The sequence below is a fragment of the Chitinophaga nivalis genome (assembly GCF_025989125.1).
In the GTDB taxonomy this organism is placed as follows: Bacteria; Bacteroidota; Bacteroidia; order Chitinophagales; family Chitinophagaceae; genus Chitinophaga; species Chitinophaga nivalis.
In genome coordinates this window covers 4,815,821-4,839,004 of the sequence record NZ_JAPDNR010000001.1, presented here as the reverse complement: position 1 = coordinate 4,839,004, position 23,184 = coordinate 4,815,821, and the positions used below count along the sequence as shown (strand labels likewise).

At 47.7% G+C, this 23,184-nt stretch carries 19 protein-coding genes; 7 read left to right on the top strand and 12 right to left on the bottom strand.

The window, feature by feature from the left end; translation table 11 throughout:
• Positions 1–201 precede the first annotated feature (201 nt).
• Positions 202–3,666, bottom strand: coding sequence for a pyruvate carboxylase (locus OL444_RS19310; protein WP_264730536.1), 3,465 nt, complete (start codon positions 3,664–3,666; stop codon positions 202–204).
• A gap of 51 nt (positions 3,667–3,717) precedes the next feature.
• On the opposite strand from OL444_RS19310, the gene xerD reads away from it, so the two are divergent.
• A complete protein-coding gene (gene xerD / locus OL444_RS19305; protein ID WP_264730538.1) occupies positions 3,718–4,617 on the top strand; it encodes a site-specific tyrosine recombinase XerD in 900 nt (299 codons plus the stop codon).
• A gap of 60 nt (positions 4,618–4,677) precedes the next feature.
• Here the strand turns inward: xerD and OL444_RS19300 are convergent, their stop codons facing one another.
• Positions 4,678–5,589 (bottom strand): hypothetical protein, encoded by a 912-nt coding sequence (locus OL444_RS19300; RefSeq protein WP_264730540.1) that lies wholly within the window; start codon positions 5,587–5,589, stop codon positions 4,678–4,680.
• A gap of 424 nt (positions 5,590–6,013) precedes the next feature.
• On the opposite strand from OL444_RS19300, the gene OL444_RS19295 reads away from it, so the two are divergent.
• From OL444_RS19295 to OL444_RS19275, 5 genes are all read left to right on the top strand, one after another.
• Positions 6,014–6,430 (top strand): hypothetical protein, encoded by a 417-nt coding sequence (locus tag OL444_RS19295; protein ID WP_264730542.1) that lies wholly within the window; start codon positions 6,014–6,016, stop codon positions 6,428–6,430.
• Between the two features lie 199 nt (positions 6,431–6,629).
• Positions 6,630–7,130, top strand: a complete 501-nt coding sequence (locus tag OL444_RS19290) for a hypothetical protein (RefSeq protein WP_264730544.1) — start codon at positions 6,630–6,632, stop codon at positions 7,128–7,130.
• Positions 7,117–7,926: a sensor histidine kinase gene (locus OL444_RS19285; protein ID WP_264730546.1), complete on the top strand. Its 810-nt coding sequence runs from the start codon at positions 7,117–7,119 to the stop codon at positions 7,924–7,926. The genes OL444_RS19290 and OL444_RS19285 overlap by 14 nt, the downstream gene beginning before the upstream one ends.
• A gap of 121 nt (positions 7,927–8,047) precedes the next feature.
• Positions 8,048–8,704, top strand: a complete 657-nt coding sequence (locus tag OL444_RS19280) for a response regulator transcription factor (protein ID WP_264730548.1) — start codon at positions 8,048–8,050, stop codon at positions 8,702–8,704.
• A gap of 123 nt (positions 8,705–8,827) precedes the next feature.
• Entirely contained in the window at positions 8,828–9,676 is an 849-nt protein-coding gene (locus tag OL444_RS19275; protein ID WP_264730550.1) for a DUF2911 domain-containing protein, read from the top strand.
• 61 nt (positions 9,677–9,737) lie between these two features.
• Here the strand turns inward: OL444_RS19275 and OL444_RS19270 are convergent, their stop codons facing one another.
• The 10 genes from OL444_RS19270 to OL444_RS19225 form a co-directional block, all read right to left on the bottom strand.
• Positions 9,738–11,441 (bottom strand): sodium:solute symporter family protein, encoded by a 1,704-nt coding sequence (locus OL444_RS19270; protein ID WP_264730552.1) that lies wholly within the window; start codon positions 11,439–11,441, stop codon positions 9,738–9,740.
• Complete coding sequence (locus tag OL444_RS19265) at positions 11,438–11,569, bottom strand: hypothetical protein (protein WP_264730554.1); 132 nt, start codon at positions 11,567–11,569, stop codon at positions 11,438–11,440. The genes OL444_RS19270 and OL444_RS19265 overlap by 4 nt, the downstream gene beginning before the upstream one ends.
• 87 nt (positions 11,570–11,656) lie before the next feature.
• Positions 11,657–11,833 carry a hypothetical protein gene (locus OL444_RS19260; RefSeq protein WP_264730556.1) on the bottom strand — a complete coding sequence of 59 codons (177 nt, stop codon included), beginning with the start codon at positions 11,831–11,833 and terminating at the stop codon, positions 11,657–11,659.
• A gap of 9 nt (positions 11,834–11,842) precedes the next feature.
• A complete protein-coding gene (locus tag OL444_RS19255; protein WP_264730557.1) occupies positions 11,843–14,326 on the bottom strand; it encodes a PIG-L family deacetylase in 2,484 nt (827 codons plus the stop codon).
• A 228-nt stretch (positions 14,327–14,554) separates the two neighbouring features.
• Positions 14,555–16,000, bottom strand: coding sequence for a RagB/SusD family nutrient uptake outer membrane protein (locus tag OL444_RS19250; protein ID WP_264730559.1), 1,446 nt, complete (start codon positions 15,998–16,000; stop codon positions 14,555–14,557).
• 7 nt (positions 16,001–16,007) lie between these two features.
• Positions 16,008–19,241: a SusC/RagA family TonB-linked outer membrane protein gene (locus tag OL444_RS19245; protein WP_264730561.1), complete on the bottom strand. Its 3,234-nt coding sequence runs from the start codon at positions 19,239–19,241 to the stop codon at positions 16,008–16,010.
• A gap of 191 nt (positions 19,242–19,432) precedes the next feature.
• A complete protein-coding gene (locus tag OL444_RS19240; RefSeq protein WP_264730563.1) occupies positions 19,433–20,503 on the bottom strand; it encodes a FecR family protein in 1,071 nt (356 codons plus the stop codon).
• A gap of 79 nt (positions 20,504–20,582) precedes the next feature.
• A complete protein-coding gene (locus tag OL444_RS19235) occupies positions 20,583–21,149 on the bottom strand; it encodes an RNA polymerase sigma factor (protein ID WP_264730565.1) in 567 nt (188 codons plus the stop codon).
• A 95-nt stretch (positions 21,150–21,244) separates the two neighbouring features.
• Positions 21,245–21,574, bottom strand: coding sequence for a DMT family protein (locus OL444_RS19230; RefSeq protein ID WP_264730567.1), 330 nt, complete (start codon positions 21,572–21,574; stop codon positions 21,245–21,247).
• 151 nt (positions 21,575–21,725) lie between these two features.
• Positions 21,726–22,310, bottom strand: a complete 585-nt coding sequence (locus tag OL444_RS19225; RefSeq protein ID WP_264730569.1) for a peptidase associated/transthyretin-like domain-containing protein — start codon at positions 22,308–22,310, stop codon at positions 21,726–21,728.
• Between the two features lie 290 nt (positions 22,311–22,600).
• Here OL444_RS19225 and OL444_RS19220 point away from each other — a divergent pair, with 290 nt between their 5' ends.
• The gene (locus OL444_RS19220) at positions 22,601–23,149 is read left to right on the top strand and encodes an RNA polymerase sigma-70 factor (RefSeq protein WP_264730571.1); all 549 of its coding nucleotides are present in this window, start codon (positions 22,601–22,603) and stop codon (positions 23,147–23,149) included.
• Positions 23,150–23,184 lie beyond the last annotated feature (35 nt).

Genomic DNA, 23,184 nt, shown 5'->3' with positions numbered 1-23,184 from the left:
TCAGACTGCAAACAAACACCTCTCCCGTCCCAACCGGCTCATTTCCACTTCTTTTTCATCGCTTTTTTTCGGTTTTTCAGTTGTCTTTTCTGGTAAAAAAGCGCGTTTTGGGTATCTAAACAGGCAAAAAATACATCATCATAAATAACTGGTTATCATCATATAGTATTATATAGATGCATACCTTACTTCAATAAAGCCCTATTCGTGCCACTCCACCACCACATCATCCTGTTGCACCATCGTTCCCTCTGCTAAAGGCACCGATTTCACTTTCCCATTTCGGGTAGCCGTTACCGTTGTTTCCATCTTCATGGCCTCAATAATAAAGAGGGGGGCATTCGCTAACACCTGATCGCCCGACTTAATCAGTAGCCGGGATAAACGCCCCTGTAAGGGTGCTCCGATTTCAATAGCCGGGTCGCTCACTTTTTTGTTCACCGGCGCCGAACTGGTAACGGAGCGATCCCGGATTTGTACCCGCCGCGCATACCCGTTCAGTTCAAACACGACGGTTCGCATACCGCTGTCATCTGCCGGCAGGATATACTGCAACTTGACAATGATCGTTTTTCCCTGGCCCAGGGTTACCAATATCTCTTCTCCCAGTTTCAGCCCATAAAAGAAAGCCGGTGTTGGAATCGCCTCCACGTTGCCGTATACCTGGGCATGTTCATAATACTCCTCAAACACTTTGGGGAACATGTGATAGCTGAGGTAATCCAGGAACCCGGCCAACGGATACTTTGTCTGGAACGCCGCAAAATCCGCGTCGAAATCCACCGGTGGCAATTGCTCCGCAATTCCGGCCGGCAGCGGTGCTTCTCCTTTCAGTACAATCCGCTGCAGCGCTGGTGGAAATCCACCGTAGGGAACACCCAGTTCGCCCCGGAAGAACCCTTTCACTGATGCCGGGAAAGCCAGGTTACGCTGTTCATCCAGGATATCTGCCGCGGTTAAATTGTTGCTGGTCATAAATAAAGCCATGTCGCCCACTACCTTGGAACTGGGCGTTACCTTTACAATATCGCCAAACAACTGGTTGACCACAGTATAGTTCCGTTTAATCAGCTCCAGTTTATCTCCCAGGCCCAGCGACTCCGCCTGCTGGCGTAAATTGGAATACTGCCCACCCGGAATCTCGTTTTCATATACCTGCGCCGTACCGGCTTTCATGTCGGATTCAAACGGGTAATAGTAGTCCCGTACATCCTCCCAGTAATTACTATAGGCATTCAATGCCGGCAGGTTCATCTCCTTACTTCTGGGATGTCCCTCCAGCACGGCAATGAGGGAGTTGAGATTGGGTTGCGACGTCAGCCCGCTCAAAGCGGCAATCGAACCATCCACGACATTCACCCCCGCTTCAATGGCCTTCATATAGGTAGCCGCCTGCACACCGGCGGTATCATGGGTATGTAATACAATAGGCAGCTGCACCGCTCCGCGTAAAGTGCCGATCAGCAGTTCTGCCGCCTGTGGTTTCAGCAACCCTGCCATGTCTTTCACGGCCAGCATATGTGCGCCGGCATCTTCCAGCCGCTTGGCCAGGTCTACATAATACTGCAGGGTATATTTATTACCGGCAGGCTTCATGACATCCCCGGTATAGCTGATGGCCGCCTGTGCCAGTGCATTGGTATGCTCCCGTACAAAACGGATGCTGGGCGCCATCGCTTCCACCCAGTTCAGGGAGTCGAAGATGCGGAATACATCGATCCCGTTCTCCCAGGATTTCTCGATGAACTTCGCCAGCAGGTTTTCCGGATACGCCGAGTAGCCGACGCCGTTAGATCCCCGGAACAACATCTGCAGCAATACGTTAGGCATCGCCTTCCGCAGTTGCTGCAGCCGGCGCCACGGGCATTCATGTAAAAAGCGCATGGCCACATCAAAGGTAGCGCCACCCCATACCTCCATGGAAAACAGCTGCGGATTATGCCGGATATACCCTTCGGCCACCGCCATCATATCTTTGGTACGTACCCGGGTGGCCAGCAGACTTTGGTGGGCATCCCGGTAAGTTGTATCTGTAAAATATATGGTGTTCTCTTTACGCAACCATTGTGCGAATTCTTCGCGGCCCATTTTCTCCAGCAGGTCTTTGGTGCCTTCCGGAAAGGGCTGCAACCGGTCGAATGCGGGTACCACCGGCACCCGGAAAGACCGGTTCGGGTCTTTTGTCTTTACATCCGGATGTCCGTTGACGGTTACGTCAGCGAGGTACATCAGGGTTTTGGTAGCGCGGTCATGTATCTGCGGAAGGTCAAACAGCTCTGGGTGTTTATCTATAAATCCAACGGTACAGTTGCCGCGCCGGAAAATATCGTGGTTGATCACATTCTCCAGGAAACCGATATTGGTTTTAACGCCCCGGATGCGGAACTCCCGCAGCGTACGGTGCAGCCGGGCGCAGGCGCCGGACAGGGTACGCCCCCAGGCTGTCACCTTCACCAGCATGGAATCAAAGAAAGGGGAAATATTTACCCCGCTGTAAGTACTCCCTTCATCCAGGCGGATACCAAAACCGCCGGCATTGCGGTAGGCAATCACGGTACCGTAGTCCGGTTTGAAGTTGTTCTGCGGGTCTTCTGTGGTAATACGGCATTGAATAGCTACCCCGTTGAGGTGCACATCCTCCTGTCCTTTCAGGAAAATCTCCGGGTCAGCCAACCGGTGCCCGGCGGCGATCAATATCTGCGATCGTACAATATCAATCCCGGTTACTTCTTCCGTTACGGTATGTTCTACCTGAATACGGGGATTCACTTCAATAAAATAGATCCGGTGTTCGCGGTCTACCAGGAATTCTACCGTACCCACGTTGTTAAAGTTTACTTTGCGGGCCAGCAGCAGGGCATAATGATACAACTGCTCCCGGGTTGCTTCCGGCAGGTCGGGCGAAGGGGCTATTTCCACCACCTTCTGGAAACGGCGCTGCACAGAGCAGTCCCGTTCATACAGGTGAATAATATTACCATAGTTGTCGCCCATCAACTGTACTTCAATATGTTTGGGTTCTTCTATGAATTTTTCTATGAAGATGGTATCATCTCCGAAGGCTTTACCTGCTTCGTTGCGGGCTTCCAGGAAGGAGCGTTCCAGGTCTTCTTCGCGATGTACCATACGCATACCTCTTCCACCGCCACCAGCGGCAGCTTTCAGCATAACGGGGAAACCTATACGTTTGGATTCGGCCACCACGGTGGCCACGTCTGTCAGGGGTAAGCGGCTGTCTTCAATGAGGGGAACGCCGGCTTCCCGGGCAATAACTTTTGCAGCTACCTTATCGCCCAGCTGCGCCATGACTTCCGGTGACGGACCTACGAAAATGATTCCTTCTTCCCCGCAACGGCGGGCAAACTGTACATTTTCACTTAAAAAGCCGTAACCGGGATGGATCGCATCAATTTCCTGGGATTTGGCAAGATGGATGATACCTTCTATGTCCAGATATGGTTTCAGGGGGTCGTCATCTTTACCGATCTGATAGGCTTCATCCGCTTTGTAGCGGTGCAGGGAGTACCTGTCTTCGTAGGTAAAAACAGCGACCGTACGAATACGTAATTCGGCTGCTGCGCGCAGCACACGTACCGCAATTTCCCCTCTGTTGGCTACTAATAATTTCCTGATCTTTTTTAACGGTATCAATGGTAGGTCTGACATAAATTGAGGTTGTTTTATTAAAAATAGGGCAAAACTTTTAACTTGCCAGTTATGTGGGAATCATTCCGGAAACTATTTAAAGGTTATTTAAGATTAGAGCGCTCGATGTCGGATCATTCTGTGGAGGCATATGTGCGGGATGTGGAAAAACTGGAACAATACCTGCTCTCGCAGGGAAAAGACAAGTTGCGGCCGCAGGATGTTACACTGGAAGACCTGCAGGGTTGCGTGCAATGGATTGCGAAACTGGGCATGACAGCGACCTCCCAGGCGCGGACGATATCCGGGCTGAAAGCATTTTATAAATTCCTCTTGCTGGAAGATATGGCGAAGGAAGATCCGACCCAGTTGCTGGAAGCTCCCCGCACATTGCGTAAGCTACCGGATGTACTGACTTTTGAGGAAATCGAAAAGATCATTGCCCAGATAAAACTGGATACACCGGAAGGGCATCGTAATAAAGCCATCCTGGAAACGATGTACAGCTGCGGGTTGCGGGTCAGTGAAATCACCAGTCTTCAGATTACCCAGCTCCATTTTGATGTGGGCTTTATCCGGGTGATCGGGAAAGGCAACAAGGAAAGAATGGTACCCATTGGCCGGGATGCCATGCAGCAGATTGATATTTACCGGCGGCATGTTCGTATAGACCTGCCCGTGAAATACGGAGAAGAAGACACGTTGTTTCTGAATCGCCGGGGCGGTGCGCTGAGCAGGGTCATGATTTTCCTCGTCATCAAGGAGCTGACCAAACTGGCGGGCATTGCGAAAAATGTATCTCCCCATACTTTCCGGCATTCCTTTGCCACGCACCTGGTAGAAGGCGGCGCCGACCTGCGGGCCGTACAGGAAATGCTGGGACATGAAAGTATAACGACTACGGAAATCTACACGCACCTGGACCGGGAATACCTGCGGGACACCTTACACCGCTTCCATCCCAGGTTTTAGAGGACATAAAAAAGCAGCTATCCGGGGAATGATAGCTGCTACATCTACCTTTACAGGCTCTCAAACAAAAGGAAAATCTTTCACAATAAGCCGGGCGTTATAACCAAACCTGTACTGATCACGGTGTTTTTTGCGGATTCCCCTAAGCGTGATCATGTCATTAAGCCACAGGTTGGCCCTCTTCACAACGGAGGATTTATATTTAATGTTCAGGCAACTGCAGGGCGGCAGGTCCTGCCGTTCTGGTACAGCAGCATCATGTTCTGTTTCGGACCATAACAATTGTTCATTCCGGTAAACCTTAAAATAAACATCCGGACCTCTGTTCATCTTCCCTGGCCTCATGGGCTCCAGCGTACCTTTGTAGAGGTCGCGCCGGGAAAAGTGGAGGGTATATTTTCCGGATTCATTGGTGATGGTCTGCCCTATCAGTTTGCCTGATATAGCGTTATAGGCTTCTACTTTCAAATGGGATTGTCCTCCCGGTTTCAACGAATGCCGCACAGTTCCGGTGATGACCCAGGCGCCGGCATTGCCACATATTTTACGCCATACATCTGCCGGGATCAGGTAAGCATAGGCCCCTACATATCCGTTGCCATTATTCTTCCAATGCGGCTGCAACAGGCTCAGGTGATAGTTGCGGGATTGTATGTTACCATTTTTGCCAGGCATTTCATCGAGACATAGGTCCAGTTCCAAAGCGGCGGTATCCGTATTATTGTTTTCCCATACCAGACTGAAATTACCTTTATCATCCAGTTTGCCTTCCACGAGTAATCTTTCTGCTTTCATCAGCACCTCCTGTGCAAACAGTGGACGCATATGGTCCGGTGTTACTTTTGTTGTCTTGCGGGTAGCTGCCTGGGGGGAAGTATCCGGCAAATACACCCGGATTCTTGCATTGGCCAATGGTTCAATACAGTCTTCACAAATAAGCGCAGAGATGTTTCCAATTAACAGGTAACTCATAATTTAACTTTTTAAAAGAAAAAAATGGTTAACGAGCTTAAATCAGTAAGCTGCCTTATCAAGACGGCATCCCACCTCTGCATAATACTAGCGCATGAAACAAACATTGGTAGAAAGGCCAAATTGCTTTGCCCTGCAGTGACAGTTTAAATAATTTTCAGCTGATGCCACAAAGTTTAGAAAGTTTCTTCATGTGGACAAGCGTTAGAGAACTGAAAAAAAGGAATGCGTATTTATACGCATTTTTGGGCGGTGCGTACGGAAAACCAAACTTTTTACGTTACTTTAAATCGCCCTGAAAACCGGTAGCATACTGGGTTTCAACCATGGATGCTGTATAGTAGCAGTCTGCTAGTATATATTAAGGGCGATTGTACACGTGAGTTTTTATAATAATTTTACCGCCAAACTAAAACTACCCACTATGAGCAAACATTTGAATGCTGAATCCGGAGATTTTATTTCCCTGGATGAGATGCAATTACTCTGCAAAAACCACGATGAGGACAATGCACGTTCTCACGCCCAGCAAAAGTCGATGAAACAGCCGGTAAGAGCGATCTACTTCGGTAAAGAAAAAGTTATGCAGCTGTTAAGTCATCCTGATTGCATTGGGTTAAGAATTTACTACGGTTTAAAGATTGATACGGACGGTGATGGTATAAAAGAGAAAAAGATGGTGTTGGTAGCGGTAGATGAGCACGGAAATGATATTCTTCCGGCAGCTACACCAGCTGGTGCCGGCAATAACGTGGCCAAGTCAATGTCCCGCGCTGCCATCCTGGATGGTGGGGTACCTTGCCCGGAATTTTGCACTGATCCTACCAAACCCAATAAGTGATAACTATAACTAAACATTTGTGCACATCTATTTTTGGACAATAATTTATGTAATGCTGGGGGTCGAATGTCTTGTTCTGATCCCCTTCATTTTAAATTACCCCGTTTTAAGCAAGGCCGCAAAGGCCATCTTTTATTATGTTATTTCAAGCATACTCTTTCTTTCTATCTCAATTTTTCTGATAAGGATTGGTAATAACATGCTGTTTTTTACCATCATGAACTATCTCCAGTTTCTTATACTCTCCTACTTTTACTGGCTGATTATAAAGAACAAAAAGGTAAAACGCCTGATCCAGGTAATCCCATTCGCGTTGCTTGTTATTGTATTGCTGGACCTCTTTAAACTGGAAGGGTTAAAGTACTTCAACTCCATTTCAATATCTGTAAGAACGTTTATATTGATCATCTACGCCATCCTCTACTTCCTGGAGTTACTCCGCGATGATGAACTGATAAAAAATGCTATATTTATTAACTCCTTACCTACTTTCTGGTTTAATTCCGCCTTATTCACCTATCATTGTTGTTCCTTCCTGTATGCATTAAGCTATAACTTTCTGCAGTCAAATATCATTTCTGAAAAGAAAGAAACAACGATGACCCTACTAGCCCTTAATTATTTTGCCGGTATTATTCAGATAATTCTTTTTTATATTGGCCTCTCAAAAATGAAAAAGAAAAAGTATGAGTATAGTTGATATTATTGTCATTGGTTCTACAGTAATGTTAACACTGGGGATATTGGTTGTTGTATTGGTTATCTTTCAACAAAAGCAGGTTATTCTGCATAAACTGACGTTGCGGGACATCGACCTGAAAATCCAGCGGGAACGGTTACTGGCCGTTCTCCAGGGCCAGGAACAGGAACGCAAACGTATTGCAGAAGACCTGCATGATGAAGTAGGCGCCCAGCTTTCGGTACTGAAACTCAATATCGGCGGGCTACAACCCCTGTTAAAAACCGGCAGTGGCGAAGCAGAAAGATTACGGGAAACAAAAGATTTTGCAGACATTATCATCCAGCAATTGCGGTTCATCTCCCAAAGCCTGCACCCGCAGGCCCTGGAAAACCTGGGACTGGCGCATGCACTGGATTCTTTCTGCAACCTGATGAACAAAAACAAACAGGTAAAAATTTCCTTTAAAACAGCTGACAACGGTCAGCCGGTAGACCGGGAAAAAGCGCTCAACGTATACCGGGTCGTACAGGAATTAATCAATAACATCCTGAAACACGCCCAGGCAACAGCAGTATTAATCACTTATCAGTCAACTCCCACCCTGTTAACGGTGAATATTGAGGATGACGGCAACGGCGCACTGCTGGGTACACTAGGTGAATCCAGGGCCAAAACCGGTAGCCTCGGGCTCAAAAATATAGAGAGCCGGTTGAACATTATTGGCGGAACTATTAACTTTGCCAATAGAACACCACATGGTACCATCGCTACCATCAGTGTAGAAAATTATCAGTCACCCACACAGAATAGTTGATACTTATGTTGTTTTATTACTAAATTGCCATCCGGTTGTGTTATTCCCATTTGTAACGGCATGACTAACAGTAATTTATTCACAATAAAATAGTAAGATTTTCTCTATAAACTGTCCACCTATGGCACACATTAAAGTGGCCATTGCGGATGACCACAAAATCTTCCGCAGTGGAGTGATCAACACACTGGTACCGTACGAAAATATCCGCTTCGTTTTTGAAGCGGATGATGGTCTCCACCTGCTGCAAAGCATGGAGCTCCAGCGGCCGGATGTGATTCTGATGGATCTTAAGATGCCCAATATGGACGGCATTGAGGCGACCATCAAGGTAAAGGAAAAATACCCGGATGTAAAAGTGATCATCCTCACCATGTATGAAGATGACAATTTTATCGTACACCTGGTAGAAAACGGCGCTAACGCCTATTTACTAAAAAATGCAGAACCGGAAGAAATCTATGAAGCGATCTGTACTACTTACGAGAAAGGGTTTTACTTCAACGAAAATGTAAACCTGGCACTCCTTAAAAAAGTACTGCACAAAAACAAACAGCAGTTCAAACCTACACTGAAAAACGAAATACAACTCAATGACCGCGAACAGGAGGTCCTGAAACTGATTTGCAATGAATGTACCACCCAGGAAATTTCTGAGCAGATCTTTTTAAGTCCCCGCACGGTAGAAGGGATCCGGCAAAAACTATTGGAAAAGCTCAACGTAAAAAACAGCGTGGGGCTGGTATTGTATGCTTTCCGGAACGGACTGATTGAGTAGTACTGCAGCACCGCAAACCTGGCTATGAAAAGCAGCATTGATTTTACAAAACAATTCCTGTATTCCATTCCTGTAATTACCTTTGCGGACCATTCCTCTGCCACCAATAAACAATTATCTCATATGAAAACTATCAGAACCTTTGCTGCAACAGCAGGTGCAATGCTGTTGATGTATGCCGGTACTACCCTGGCACAAGGCATTAAACTGCCGGCGCCAAGTCCCGGCCAGACGATTAAACAGGATTTTGCTTTATCCAATGTGGAAGTAAGCTACTCCCGCCCGGTAAAAAAAGGCAGAGTAGTAATGGGCGACCTCGTACCTTATAACAAAGTATGGAGAACCGGCGCCAACAACGCTACCACCATTACTTTCGGAGAAGATGTAACATTCGGCGGTGTAGCCGTGAAAGCCGGTAAATATGGCTTACTCACCATTCCGGGCGCTAAACAATGGACTGTGATACTCACCAGCAGCCTGGATGTAACCAGCCCTGCTGCCTATAAACAGGAGAATGATGTAGCCCGTGTAACTGTAACACCGGTAAGCCTGTCTTCTGCGCAGGAAAGCTTTAGCATTGCCTTCGAAAACGTATCCGGCGATGCCATGACCCTCGCTATCAGCTGGGACAAAACCAAAGTACCGGTAGCTATTAAAGCCGATATCAACGATAAAATCATCGCCAATATCACTACCGCTATGCAGTCTGAAAAGAAACCTTACTTCCAGGCAGCGGTATATTATTTCGAGAACAACCTGGATCTGAAAAAAGCCACTGAATGGATTGACCAGGCAGCTGCACAGAGTCCGGAAGCCTTCTGGGTTATGTACCAGAAAGCCCGCATCCATGCGAAAGCCAAAGATGTGAAAGTAGCAAAAGAAGCTGCGCAGAAGTCTATTGAGCTGGCCCAGGCCGCAAAAAATGATGACTATGTAGCCCTGAACAAAAAGCTGCTGGCCACATTGAAATAATAAAGAAGGGTGTGTATCAAAATATATGATACACACCCTTTTTATATAAAGTTTCCATCGTTTACTCGATAGCAGGTAATGCTTCTTTACGACAGGCCAGCTGGAATATCCAGGCCAGTATCACTACCAGCAGGCAACCAATGGCATTCAGCCACAGGAACGAAACATTCCCTTTCCAATAGATCAGCAATACCATCGCTTCGCCCACAATGGCGGCCCAGAAAGTAGCCGTCCCTCCTACCTTTTTCAGGTAAAACGCTACCATAAAAATGCCCAGGGTTACGCCATAAAACCAGGAGCCCAATACATTTACCACTTCAATCAAACTGCCTAAGCCACTGGCAAACTGCGCTACCACAATACTGAAAACACCCCATATCAGTGTCCATAGCTTGGAGATTTTCAGGTAATGATCCGGAGATGCATGCTCGTTGTACAGACGTTTGTATACGTCTATCACCGTAGTGGATGCCAGTGAATTGAGGGCAGCTGCGATACTCCCCCATGCGGCGAGAAAAATAATCGCAATCAGTAAACCGACCAATCCCCGCGGCAAACTATTCACCACAAAGTGCAGAAAAATATAGTTGGTATCATTGGTATCTGCCACAGGGTCTGCGGTTTTGATCACCTGCAATGCCTGTCCGCGAACGGCGAGCGCCTGATCATCTGTCTGCTGCAACGCCTGCCGGGCAACCGTTGCGCGACTTTCATCTTTCGCCTCCAGGGCAGCTGCCAGCGTTTTCACCTGTTGCTGCTTTACTACACTCAAAGCGTCATAACGGGCTTCCAGCTGTTGCAGTTCCGGACCATGGGCCGTTTTGTGCACCCGCTCCAACTGCGCCTGGTTAAAAAATATCGGCGCCCGGAAGTACAGATAAAAAACAAATACCAACGCGCCGATCAGCAATATCAGAAACTGCATGGGCACCTTTACCAACCCGTTTATCAATAACCCCAGCCGGCTTTCCCGTACAGAACGGGCGGTCAGGTAACGTCCCACCTGCGACTGGTCAGTCCCGAAATAAGAGAGGGCCAGGAAAAAGCCTCCTATCACCCCACTCCAGATATTGTATTTATCTTTCCAGTCGAACTTCGTTACAATTACATTCAGCTTATCCATTTTCCCGGACACCTGCAGCGCTTCGCGGAAACCCACATCAGGTGGTAACAGGTGTACCACACTCCATCCTGCCAGGAACATACCACCGAAAATAATAGCCAGCTGGAAGGTCTGGGTATAGGCCACAGCACGGGTACCACCGGCTACGGTATAGATGATCAGCAATCCGCCCATAATCATATTGGTCCAATACAGATTCCACCCCAGTAAAGAAGAGAGGATAATGGAAGGTGCACAGATACTGATACCGGTAGACAAGCCCCGTTGTATCAGAAAGAGAAAAGAAGTAAGCGTACGGGTTTTCAGGTCGAACCGCTTTTCCAGGAATTCGTACGCGGTATATACTTTCAGCTTATGAAAAATCGGTACAAACGTAATACATAGCACCACCATGGCCAGTGGCAGCCCGAAATAGTATTGCACAAAACGCATCCCGTCCGTATAGGCCTGGCCTGGTGCAGAAATAAAAGTGATGGCACTGGCCTGCGTACCGATGATAGACAACAGTACGATATACCAGGGCATAGATTGGTTACCCAGAAAGTAACTCTCCATATTCTGTTTACCCCGGCTTTTCCAGATACCATACAAAATAATCACAGTGAGCGTACATATCAGTACGATCCAATCTAAAAGACTCATGAAAACGTTTTGGTAAATAAATAGAACAGTACTATCAGTAATACCAGCCAGGCTACTACCAATACATACCAATATCCCCAGGACGGGAACAATGGCGGTTTCTCTTCCTGCAGATTTTTATCTGTCATGAACATCCGGAATTACAGGTCATTATATCATTTGAAGATGCCGGTATGTACGTTGGCACATACCGGCATCCGAAGGTATTACCGTAGTTAGTCACGGGAATTGCTTTTACTCCACAGGCTGCCGGTCAATAGTCCCAGCGCAATGCCGATAATCAATCCTATATGCACTCTTTTGATACTGAAACCAATCAGCAATCCCAATGCGATACATAATATGGCCGCAATTCTCAGCCGGGGACGATTTTCTTCCTGTTTGTTACTCATTTGCTGTTATCACTGTTTTACGGAGATCAGGTTTACAAATAAGCGGTAAGCGCCCGGTACTCCTGCCGGCAGCTGCCGGAAAAAGGAAAGACCCGTATATACATATTTACCTTTTCCGTAAGAAGCGATCAGGGTGGATCCGTCCAGGGAGGATTCTCCTTTATCGTTCATCGTAAACAGTTTTCTGTATGCTTTATCCGCATTCACGGTGTAATATAAGCCACGTTCCTGAACCCACCCGTTAAAATCATCGGCAGTAATCTCATTCGGATAGTGCAATACCGGATCCTGTGCATTGATAAAGCTCACCGGCGCCTTTTCATCGGTTACCCGGTCGCGGGATAGTCCGAAAGGGAAAGGTCCCAGGTCGCGGATCATCAGCGGATTATTGACATTATACTGCACCACGAGGGTACCTCCCTCCTTTACATACTGCAGCAACTGCGGCTGCCAGTACTTCATGCGTTCATTGATATTATAGGTACGCACCCCTGCAATGATGGCATCGTATTGCTGCAGGTTGCCGTTCATGATTTCTTTTTCGCCCAGCTCCGTGACTTCGTAGCCTACCTGCCGTAAGGCCGCAGCTACCAGGTCGCCGGCGCCGGCAATGTAGCCCAGGCGGTTACCATTATGTTTCAGGTTCACGGTTACCAGGCCGGCCTGTGCAGGCGGGAACAAGGTAATAACCGGGATATGGTCATAGCGGATCTGCTGTAAACTTTGCGTATAACCCTTCCCGTTACAGGTAACCATCACCGTAAAGGAATCCACATGATTGGCCGTAGCGGCTTTCAGCGGGCGGATATTGAAGCGCAGTTCCATTTCATCGCCTTTCTGCGCCAGGCTGTAAGGCTGATCATTATCGGTTGCTTCAAAACCGGCGGGTAACTGGAGGCGTACGGTTCCTTTGGTACCATCTGCCAGGGCTTTCAGTTTCACAGGCACCACCTGGGAGCGGGTATCTGTAAAGATATGTACCTGATTCACCAGGTTGGCTACCACCGGCGGTGCGACTACCAATGGTTCATATAATTCTCCTTTTACGGGATCGGTGTATTTATATTGCAGCGGCCGTTGCAGCAGAAAGTCCTGGCCGCCGATGCGCAGCCGGATCTGTGCCTGCAATGCCGGAATATTCTCCGGATGGCCTACCAGCAACGGATCACTGATATGATAGGTACCCAGCGGATGTGCGGCATCCAGCCAGTAAGGCTGTGAAGCCGGTGTAGCGGCAGGCACGGGCAGCGTTTGGGTAAAAGTAGTGAGCTTGTTGGTGGCCAGCAGCTGTTGCGGAGCCATATTTGTTTTACCTGGCAGGTCAGCCTGTAACAGCTCTACCGGTACGTTGCTGCGGTTAATCAGCTGGATGGTAGCGTCCATATTATAACCAGGCACAACAGTCGGCGAAGCGCTATAGGCTTCTGCCCACACGCCGGCACAGGCCAAAATCAGCTGTTCTGTGGCTTTCAGCTTCTCGGTTTTCCAGTAGTCGTCCGGCAATGCCTGCAGTGCTTTGCGGATCTCCAGCAAGGCTGGTACCGAAGCTGCCGGGTTGTCGAGGTCGTAGGCTTTCAGGGTACGGTCTACCAGTTTGCCGATGGCTTCTCCGCCGGCTATCCGTGACCAGGTGGTATTCACCCCGTCCAGCAGTCCTTTTACGGGTGTGGTGCCTTTGATGGTGAGAAAATATTCCAACGCGCTGCCCCTGGAAGCAGGTACACCGAAGCCCTGGCTTTTGTGCTGGGAACGGCTTTCTGCGGCGATCTCCCCATATCCCCTGCCCAACAGCGGATTAAAGGCGCCTACATCTATTCTGAACTGATCGTCGGCGATGGTATTGGCACTGCCGAAGTTATAGGTATTCCATAACAGGCGTTTGGCCTGCCAGGGTTTTACCAGATTTAATTGTTCCGGGTAGCGGGCAGGATCTGCCGCGGCGTCAAACGCTTCGGCAGCCAGCATAGCAGAAGCCGTGTGGTGGCCGTGTCCGGCGCGGCTGTCGGCCGGGAAACGGCAGATAATCACATCCGGCCGGAATTTGCGGATCATATAGACCACATCTCCCAGGATTTTCTTTTTGTCCCAGATGGTAAAGGTTTCTTCCGGATTTTTGGAGAAGCCGAAATCCTGTGCCCGGGTAAAAAACTGTTCTGCCCCATCAATACGACGGGCAGCCAGCAATTCCTGTGTACGGATCAGGCCCAGCAGCTCTGACTGCTCATTACCAACCAGGTTTTGCCCGCCGTCGCCACGGGTCAGCGACAGGTAACCGGTACGATACAGTTTTTCTTTTGCCAGATAGCCCAACAGCCGGGTGTTTTCATCATCCGGATGCGCAGCGAGGTACAAAACGCTGCCAAGTGTGTCTAGTTTTTTCAGTTGTAGTTTAATGTCAGCGGCATTCCAGACAGGAGATGGTTGCGAAAACGCAGGCATCCCTGCAGCCAGCATTAAAAATAAAACCAACGCGGTATAGATTCTTAAAAGCATGCAGTTACGTGAATTTACAGATTGCCAAAAATAATAATTAATTGATGGGAAGGAAGAGAATTGGGTTGAGTGGCGAAGAAAAAGCCGGCAGATGCCGTGCAGACAGGGAGATAAAAAATGTGGAGCAAAAAAAAAGCGGTTGACCGGAAGTCGAAGACTTATAGGTCAACCGCGTCAGCAGGCACACACCAGCTTGCAAAAACCAATTATTAACAAAGGCGGGGCAGATTAATTGTAACCTTCATTTTGCTGGTGGCGTATATTGGGGTTAGCATCCAACTCCCGTTGCGGGATAGGTAAAATAATTTTTGTATTGGGTAACAATATGGACAAGTCCTGATTACCGGCAAGATGTTTTACAAATGCTTGTCCGGTACGTGCCAGGTCGAATAACCGATGACCTTCAAAAGCGAGCTCCCGCCGTCTTTCCAGCAGAATCGCCTTCAGGAGTCGTTTGCCCGTTAACGTTATCGCACCAGATCCCGGGTTGGCCCGGTTCCGGATCACCTGCAGATCTGCCTGGGCACCGGTTTCATTGCCCAGATGGGCCAGCGCCTCGGCTCTTGTCAGGTAAAGTTCCGCCAGCCGTATCACTTTAATGCTTTCGTTAAACGTTGTAATATCTTTATACTTGGTAATGGTATTGGCCGGATTTTCGCCACCACTACCGGCCCGCTTATCTCTTGCGAGAAAACCCAGGCGGATATCTTTCTCCGGATATATTCGCCACAGATCATCTGTCGCCAATACATCTCCATAACCGGCCTGACTAAACAGGTAACTCAGCGCATCCGTGCTCCGGTTGTCTACAGGGGTATTAATAATTTCAAAGATCGTTTCTCCGTTACCGGTTTGTTTAAAGTCATTCACCAGTTTATTGGCCGGCAACAACGTATAGGCGTTCCCGGAGATGACAGCAGACGCATAATTAGCTGCTCCCTGCCAATCTTCCTTATACAGTAATACCCGCGACAGCAAAGCGTTGGCAGCAGCGGCACTCATACGTCCTGAAGCTACTGCACTCCCACCAGCCGCTGTAAATCTGCGGATAGCTGTGGTGAGGTCGCAGATAATCTGATCATAGGTTTGCTTCACCGTACTACGGCCTGGCGCCTGGATCACGTTTACATCAATTGTCGTCACCAATGGTATACCCAGATGCGAAGCATCCGCTGTATAGTGATAAGCCTGTGCAAATATCCGGACGAGATCGAAAAACGCCAGTCCCCTTACGGCATAGGCTTCTGCAATCATCTGTGCGGCAGCAACACTATCCTGTGCCACCGGCAGCAACCCAATGTGCGGACCTTTGCGAATAATCATATTGGCATTGGCGACTACCTTATATAACTGGTTCCAGGTATCGGTCGTATACGCATCATTGGCGGTAACGATATACTGGTCCAGGTTGCGGTAACGGTTACTATTCACAATACTGATAAACCCGTTGTCTGAACGCAGATCCGGCAGCAAAGGCACCGTACGGCCATAATAGTTTTCATCCTGCATCAGGGAATACATACCGTTAACGGCTGCACGAAGTCCGGCGAGGTCAGTAATGGCCCGTTCCGTTTCGGTGCTCTCCCGAGGTTTTATATCCAGAAAATCCTTACTGCAGGCCATTATCAGGCTGGTCAGCAACAAGGTAACGTGGTATCTTTTTTTCTTCCACATAACTGCACTAAAAATTAATATCCAGTCCTGCAAGACAGGTTTTAAAAACAGGTGGCCGCTGATCGTAGTCTCCTGTGATGGGTACTTCCGGGTCCATGGTGAGTCGTTTGTCGCTTACATAGGTCCAAAGATTATTGGCCCTCACATAAATGCGTACGTCCTGGATGTTGGCTTTTTTCAGCCACGCTGCCGGCAGGTGGTAAGCCACCATCAGATCGCGGAGCCGTATAAAACTGCCGTCATACAAAAACCGGGAAGAGCTTTGGTTGCTGAGGCCCGTCTGGGTACCGCCATATACCACTTTAGGTACCATGGTGATATCTCCGGGCTGTTGCCAGCGTTGCGTATACGTTAACCGGGACATTTTATAGGTAGCACCAAATCCGCCGCTGCCATCCGACTCCGTGAATGTTCCCCAGTTATCATATATTTTATTACCCCAGTTGAAGAAGAACTGAAAACTCAGTTCAAAACGCCGGTAATGAAAGTAGTTGGTAATACCACCATATACTTTAGGTAAGGCACTGCCCTGATAAAATCGTTGCGCTTCGCCATACACCTTCGTTGTAGCAGTTTTTGACGCATCTTTATACCAAAGTGCTTCTCCTGTCTGTGCATCTACTCCTGCAAAACCTGTCAGATAAAACTGATAAAAATCTACGCCCTCTTCTCTTTTATAAAGACCGGTGATGGGGTTATCCAGATGCGTGATCCTGTTTTTCAGGGTAGAAATATTCAGATCGGTTCGCCAGGAAAAATTGCGATCCTTTGTTGCCATTACGTTCCGGGAAGAGAGTGCGATTTCCCATCCCCTGTTTTTCATGGCGCCATCGTTTCTGAAAATAGTCGTAATACCATTGGTGGACGATACCGGTACATTTAGTAACAACCGCGAAGTATTGCGGATATAATATTCTACCGTACCCGACAGCCGGTTCCCGAAAAAGGCAAAATCCAATCCGAGGTTAAATGGTTTGTTTTGTTCCCATGTAAGATAGGAATTGGGGTATTGACTAAGCACATACCCCGGTTTTCCTTCATAGTTATTCGCTGGGCTATACAGCGAGAGAGAAGCATAATTCTCAATAGCCTGGTTTCCGTTACTACCAAAGCTGGCTCTTAATTTCAACTCATTTATACCAGGGATGGTTCGTAAAAATTCTTCTTTATAAATATTCCATGCTACCCCGAGTGACCAGAAATTGGCACTCTTTCTTTCACGGCCGAAGCGGGAAGACCCATCCCGGCGTATAGTAGCAGTGAGATAATAGGTTTGTTTGTAATCGTAACTGGTATTCAGTAATATACCGGTGAGCGTATTGGCACTGGCTACGGAAGATACCCGATCCGGTTTGGCGGCATCTCCCAGCTGTTGCAGATCCGGCAGAAAGTTACTGGCTTCCGCCGTATTTCCGGTGTTGGTGGTTTTCTGCGCTTCATATCCTGCAAAAGCATGCAGGCCATGATCTCCGATGGTTTTATTATACCGCAGAATAGTGGTAGATACCCAGTTATTCCACAGGTTATTATTTATCCCGGCGCTGCCGTTGGGATGTAATCCATCTCCAAATCCAGGCGGGTTAAACAGTTCACTGCGGGCATAATTCAGATCCAGGCTGATTTTCGTTTCCAGTGAAAGGGCATCTGAAAATCTGTATTTGGCGCCGGCGCCACCCAATAGTCCGTAAATAGTACCGGTGCGGGAGGTTCCATTTAAAACAGCTACCGGATTAAAGGTATTGTTATAACTGAAATCATAACTGCCATCCGGATTATAAATCCGTAACCATGGTTGCATCCTTACCAGTGAACGTACCGGGTTGGCCAGTAGTCCTACATCCCCTACTGCGTTTGCCTGCTGATAACTGAGCGACAAATTCACGTCAAAGGATAAACGTGCTGTAGCCTGGTTGCTGAGATTCAGGCGGCCGGTGATCCGTTTGTAGTCGACCCCTTTCAGGGCCGCCTTGGAATCGTAGTAGCCGCCGGATACGTAAAACTTTGTTTTATCATTTCCGCCGGCGGCAGACAAACCGGCCTGCGTATAGGAACCATGGCGGGCAAGCGCTTCCACCCAGTCGGTATTCACGGTGGTATCTATTCCGCGGGCCCTGATCTCCTGCTGAAAGCCGGCTTCTCCGGACCCATCGGCCTTATGCGCCCATCCTTCCCGGAGCAATGTCATCATTTCCCGGGTGTTCAGCGGATAGCTGGACCGGGGAATGGTTAACTGGTTAATCCCCTGTTGTAAAGACAGGTTGATTTTTGTTTTACCCGCCTGTCCTTTCCGGGTGGTAATCACCACCACGCCATTGGCTGCGCGGGAGCCATAGATAGAGGCTGCCGCCGCATCCTTTAACACGGAAACAGAAGCGATATCCGCTGTATTGATGCCTGCCAGTGTATTCACATGGTAGTCCGTCAGATCGTCGGTGACCACCGGTACGTCGTCGATGACGTAGAGCGGTGCGCTGCCGGCGTTCATAGAACCGATACCACGGATACGGATACCCGGAGGTGTTCCCGGCTGGCCGGAGCCATTCACCGATTGTACACCGGGTACATTTCCCTGCAGGCTTTCCTGAAAACTGCTGCGGGGGGCTTTATCATAGAGTTGCGTATTTACTATGGAAGCTGATCCTGTCAAAGAACTTCTGGTTTGTGCCCCGTAGGCAACTACAACTACTTCCTGCAGGCCACGGGTATCTTCTTTCATTACAATCTGCCCGTTACCTGTGGCCGGTTGCCGGTATTCTTCATAGCCAACAGCGGTACATACCAATATGGCATGATCGGGAGCATGCAGGCTGAAACTTCCGTCTGCAGCGGATACCGCTCCCGTTTTTGTGCCGGCAACCCGAATGTTTACTCCTGGTATCGGCACGCCACTGCAAGCAGTGATACGGCCGTGTACCTGATGACCGGCAGTAGTGCGGTCATCGGGGATAATGGCAATCAGGCTGGCAGACAACCTTCTGAAAGTAAGACCTGTATTTTTTAGTATCAATCGTAAAGCATCTTCCGGCAGCACATTCTTCACATGTAGCGTCACCCTTTTATCCGCTGGCAGCTGATCATGACGGAATACAAAGCGATAACTGCTTTTTGTTTCCATCAGTTTCAGCACATTAATCAACGGCATTGAATCCGTCTGCAGATTCACCCAGGTTTCGCTCTGACCGTGTACGGTACCGGCTGCACACATGCAGGTAATAAGAATAAATAAGGACGCCAGTTTCATTTCAATACAACTTTTCCTAATGTTTTAGGGGCAAAAGGATTACAAAATGTATGTTTTTCCATACATTTATAGTTGTTAGGTCAATAAAACGACGTCAGGACTACATGCCAATGTGAACCTTATTGCCGTTGGATCTCAACAAAGGGTGAATGTTTGCGGCATTCGCCCTTTTCATTTTTAACAGTTAAATACTACAGGTAGATAAATACATCTTTATCTTCTACCCGATAACGAAATGTTGTTGTAACCTTCAGTGCTTCCAGTACTTCCCGGAAAGATTCGTTTTTAAATGTGCCGGTATAGCGGTAGTTTTTCAGCTTGCGATTCTCCAGATGCACATGGATGCCATACCAGCGTTCTATTTTCAGAATAATATCTTCAAAACTTTCATTCTCGAATACCAGGGAATTATTGCGCCACGCCGCTTCATGTATGCTGCTGTCTTCCGGGTTCACGTGGATCTTTTCCATCCGGAATGCTGCTACCCTGTTCAACTGTTCTGCCTTATCCATTACGCCTTCCCGACCCAGCAACACCAGCTTCTGATCGGGTTTCAGCCGGATCTGCCTGGGCGCGCCATCATTAAAGGTTACTTCCACAGCTCCGCTGACAAGGGCGGTGGCAGCGGTTTTGTCTTCCGGATAGGCCTGCACGTTAAAGGTGGTACCCAGCACTTTTACATCCATTTTGGTGGTATGGATAATAAAGGGTTTGGCTGCATTTTGTGTTACCTCAAAGAACGCTTCTCCCGTAAGGGTTACATCCCGGCTATCGTGCGTGTGCATAGCCGGATTATAGGTAAGCCGGCTGCCGCCGTTGAGCCATACCACCGTACCATCCGGTAAGGAGATGCGGGAACGTGTGCCGTTATTGGCAAACACGTCGGCTCTTTCCGCGTTGATAACAGGTGTCCGTTTATGGAATAGCAGAAATGCTGCAAAACAACTCAATAACAGTGCGGGTACTACTACCGCAGCGATGCGTATACCAGACCATTGTTTTCTCCCGGCAAGAGCGATATCCACTGTAGCTGCAGCCGTGGTGGCTTTTATTTGCTGCAGCTGCTTTTCCAGGGCACGGGTAGTTTTCTCTTCCCAGATATCCGCATCGGCCGGCGGTTGCCAGTTACTCAGCACTGCCGCTTTATACCGTAAGGCCGGATCATGTTGCAACAGGTCGTCCAGTTCGCGCAGCTCCGCCATCGTGGCTTCGCCCGATACTTTTCTCCCCAGCAAGAGCCATATTCTTTCCTGTTGATCCATGTGTATGTTACAAAAGCATGATTGTATATAGAAGGACAAAGAAAAAGTCTTTATCTACTACTCTCTTTGAAAAAAAATTTTATTCTGATTTCAGGAAGGATAGATTGATTACTTCGCTGATTTTTTTCATCGCCTGCGCCATATGTACATCGATGGTATTGACAGAAATATCGAGGATACGGGCCACCTCTTTATATTTCAGGCCATCTTCCCGGATGAGTTTAAAGATGATTTTACGTTTGGGAGGCAGGGCGTTTACAGCGGCTTCTATTTTTCTGATCATTTCTCCGGAAATATAAATCTGTTCCGGCGTCGCATTACCGAGGCTAAACTCCACGGAGAGGTCATCGAGGCTGAAATGTTTATTGCGGGAAGCTTTGGCCAGGTGGTTCAGGGCCATATTTTTAGCCGCTACGTAGAGGTATACTTTGAGGTTATCTATCTGCGGCAGCCGCTCCCTGTGTTTCCACATATGGAAACAAACGTCTGCGGCGATCTCTTCTGCCGTCTCATAATTTTTTACAATAGAGCAGGCAAACTGACTTAAGGGCTTATAAAACAACCGGAACAAGGCTTTATAAGCCTGTTCATCTCCCAAAGAGGCCACCCGTTCAGCCAGCAGCTGTATATTAGCGTCTTCTCTCAATGCATTGGTTTTCGGTTGGATAACAAGCGCTAAAGATAATGAGGATAAATTTTAATTCAATCCTGCCCGATCGCTTTTTTGGTTCAGCGGTAGTATTATTTTTTAAACATAAAATAAACCGCGCCGATCAGAAAAAAGAAAGATATTAAATAGTTCCACCGGAGGGGTTCCTTCAGGAAAAAGATGGCAAAAATACTGAATACGGTGAGGGTAATTACTTCCTGGATGGTTTTGAGCTGAAAGCCGCTGAATCCTTCCTGCGCCCCCAGCCGGTTGGCAGGCACCATAAAACAATATTCAAAGAAAGCAATACCCCAGCTGATCAGAATTACTTTCCAGAGTGCCGTTCCCTGGTGTTTCAGGTGTCCGTACCAGGCAAAAGTCATAAAGGTATTGGAGATGATGAGCAATATCACTGTGCGCATAGCGTCCTGCTTAATAGTCAATAAAAACCTAAATATAATCAGGAACCGGCATAAAAAAAGGGGAGCCGGAAAAGCGGCTCCCCTGATCAAACCAAAATGGGGTTTCCATTGAGGATGATTATTGTTGTTGGTTGCTAGTACAATTTTACGACTACTGTTCCAGTTTGATTTCGCCCAGATCAGTAGCTTTTCCATCTTCTACTTTTACATCTTTAATCACCGCATTTTTAAATGGTGCTTTACCTAAGATGGTGATGGTGTAGGTACCGGATTTAGCAGCAGGGATGGCAAATGAACCCTGTGAAACCGCTGCTTTCAGTTTTTCGGTACCGTTATCGGCTTCGATTTCAGTAGCGCCTTCTGCCGGTGTGATTTTTCCGGTGATAGAACCGCCTTCCACTGCGCGGATGGAGTCTACACTTTGCACAGAATCTACGCTTCTTACCACATTCAGGTGGCTTACTGAATCAGCGCCGCTCAGTGAATCCAGCGCTAACAGCGTGTTCATTCCTTTTCCCTGTAAAGAATCCAGACTAACGAGTGAGTCTACACGTACCAATGAATCTACACTACCCAGTGAGTCAGCATGCATTACGGAGTCGATGCTCTTAAAGTTATTTACTGATGTGGCAATGCTGTCTACAGATTTTACTGTTGTAGCATCTGCACTTTTAAAAGCAGACATTCCTACTACCAATGTAGCTAAAGCGAGTGTTCCTGTGATCGTTCTTTTCATGGCATTCAATTTTTTGTATGGTTTAGATAATAATTTCCAGATCGGCTCCCGTTGTTGTGCATGATTTTTGTTATATGCCCTCATCGTTGGCCGTATACTAAGAATACATCCGACAACTACTTTACCATTAGTGAAGAAAATGTTAAAGTGAAAAAATCACTTTTCCCAAATGATAAAAACAAGGCTACTTACCCGATTACAGGGCATATCAGGGAATTGGAGGGATTCATATTTAGCATTTCATAATTTTAATCATCTATCTTCGCAGCGCGGAAACAAACGATCATAGCATGTTGCAACTGAGTAACGAGGAAATAGTAAAAGGTATCCGGCAAAGGAATAAGTCAGTATTTGAGGCTGTTTTTAAACAGTACGCCCCTACTATGTATAATATAGCGGTGCGTTATGTAAAACAGGAAGAAGATGCCAATGATATGGTACAGGATGTGTTCCTTAATTTATGGAAGAGTGCAGAAAACCTGGATGAACGGGCGCCTATTAATCATTATCTCGCCAGGGCTACCGTCAATACCTGTCTTAACCGTATTAAAAAAGAACAACGCAAAGACGTATATGTAAAAGAACAGGTATTTGTGGCCGGTACAGGCGCTGCAGAAAACAACCATGCCCTGCTCGAACATAAAGAACTGGAAGCACGCTACCGTTCCGCACTGGACAAACTACCCGACCAATGCCGCCGCGTTTTTGAACTGAGCCGGCTCAAAGGCCTCTCTCCCGCTGAAATAGCTGAACAATTAAATATCTCGATTAATACCGTTTACGCCCATTTAACCACTGCATTAAAGAAACTGCGGGTTGTGCTTATTAATAAGCCATAGGCCACCCGAAAATTTTTTTTTAATATCGCTAATGG

Bases quoted from the DNA above. Each gene is read 5' to 3' on its own strand.
- OL444_RS19280 (WP_264730548.1), top strand. From the start codon at position 8,048: ATGGCACACATTAAAGTGGCCATTGCGGATGACCACAAAATCTTCCGC.
- OL444_RS19265 (WP_264730554.1), bottom strand. From the start codon at position 11,569: ATGACAGATAAAAATCTGCAGGAAGAGAAACCGCCATTGTTCCCGTCC.
- OL444_RS19220 (WP_264730571.1), top strand. From the start codon at position 22,601: ATGTTGCAACTGAGTAACGAGGAAATAGTAAAAGGTATCCGGCAAAGG.
- OL444_RS19310 (WP_264730536.1), bottom strand. From the start codon at position 3,666: ATGTCAGACCTACCATTGATACCGTTAAAAAAGATCAGGAAATTATTA.
- OL444_RS19240 (WP_264730563.1), bottom strand. From the start codon at position 20,503: ATGGATCAACAGGAAAGAATATGGCTCTTGCTGGGGAGAAAAGTATCG.
- OL444_RS19250 (WP_264730559.1), bottom strand. From the start codon at position 16,000: ATGTGGAAGAAAAAAAGATACCACGTTACCTTGTTGCTGACCAGCCTG.
- xerD (WP_264730538.1), top strand. From the start codon at position 3,718: ATGTGGGAATCATTCCGGAAACTATTTAAAGGTTATTTAAGATTAGAG.
- OL444_RS19290 (WP_264730544.1), top strand. From the start codon at position 6,630: ATGCTGTTTTTTACCATCATGAACTATCTCCAGTTTCTTATACTCTCC.
- OL444_RS19260 (WP_264730556.1), bottom strand. From the start codon at position 11,833: ATGAGTAACAAACAGGAAGAAAATCGTCCCCGGCTGAGAATTGCGGCC.
- OL444_RS19245 (WP_264730561.1), bottom strand. From the start codon at position 19,241: ATGAAACTGGCGTCCTTATTTATTCTTATTACCTGCATGTGTGCAGCC.
- OL444_RS19285 (WP_264730546.1), top strand. From the start codon at position 7,117: ATGAGTATAGTTGATATTATTGTCATTGGTTCTACAGTAATGTTAACA.
- OL444_RS19230 (WP_264730567.1), bottom strand. From the start codon at position 21,574: ATGCGCACAGTGATATTGCTCATCATCTCCAATACCTTTATGACTTTT.
- OL444_RS19275 (WP_264730550.1), top strand. From the start codon at position 8,828: ATGAAAACTATCAGAACCTTTGCTGCAACAGCAGGTGCAATGCTGTTG.
- OL444_RS19225 (WP_264730569.1), bottom strand. From the start codon at position 22,310: ATGAAAAGAACGATCACAGGAACACTCGCTTTAGCTACATTGGTAGTA.
- OL444_RS19270 (WP_264730552.1), bottom strand. From the start codon at position 11,441: ATGAGTCTTTTAGATTGGATCGTACTGATATGTACGCTCACTGTGATT.
- OL444_RS19295 (WP_264730542.1), top strand. From the start codon at position 6,014: ATGAGCAAACATTTGAATGCTGAATCCGGAGATTTTATTTCCCTGGAT.
- OL444_RS19255 (WP_264730557.1), bottom strand. From the start codon at position 14,326: ATGCTTTTAAGAATCTATACCGCGTTGGTTTTATTTTTAATGCTGGCT.
- OL444_RS19300 (WP_264730540.1), bottom strand. From the start codon at position 5,589: ATGAGTTACCTGTTAATTGGAAACATCTCTGCGCTTATTTGTGAAGAC.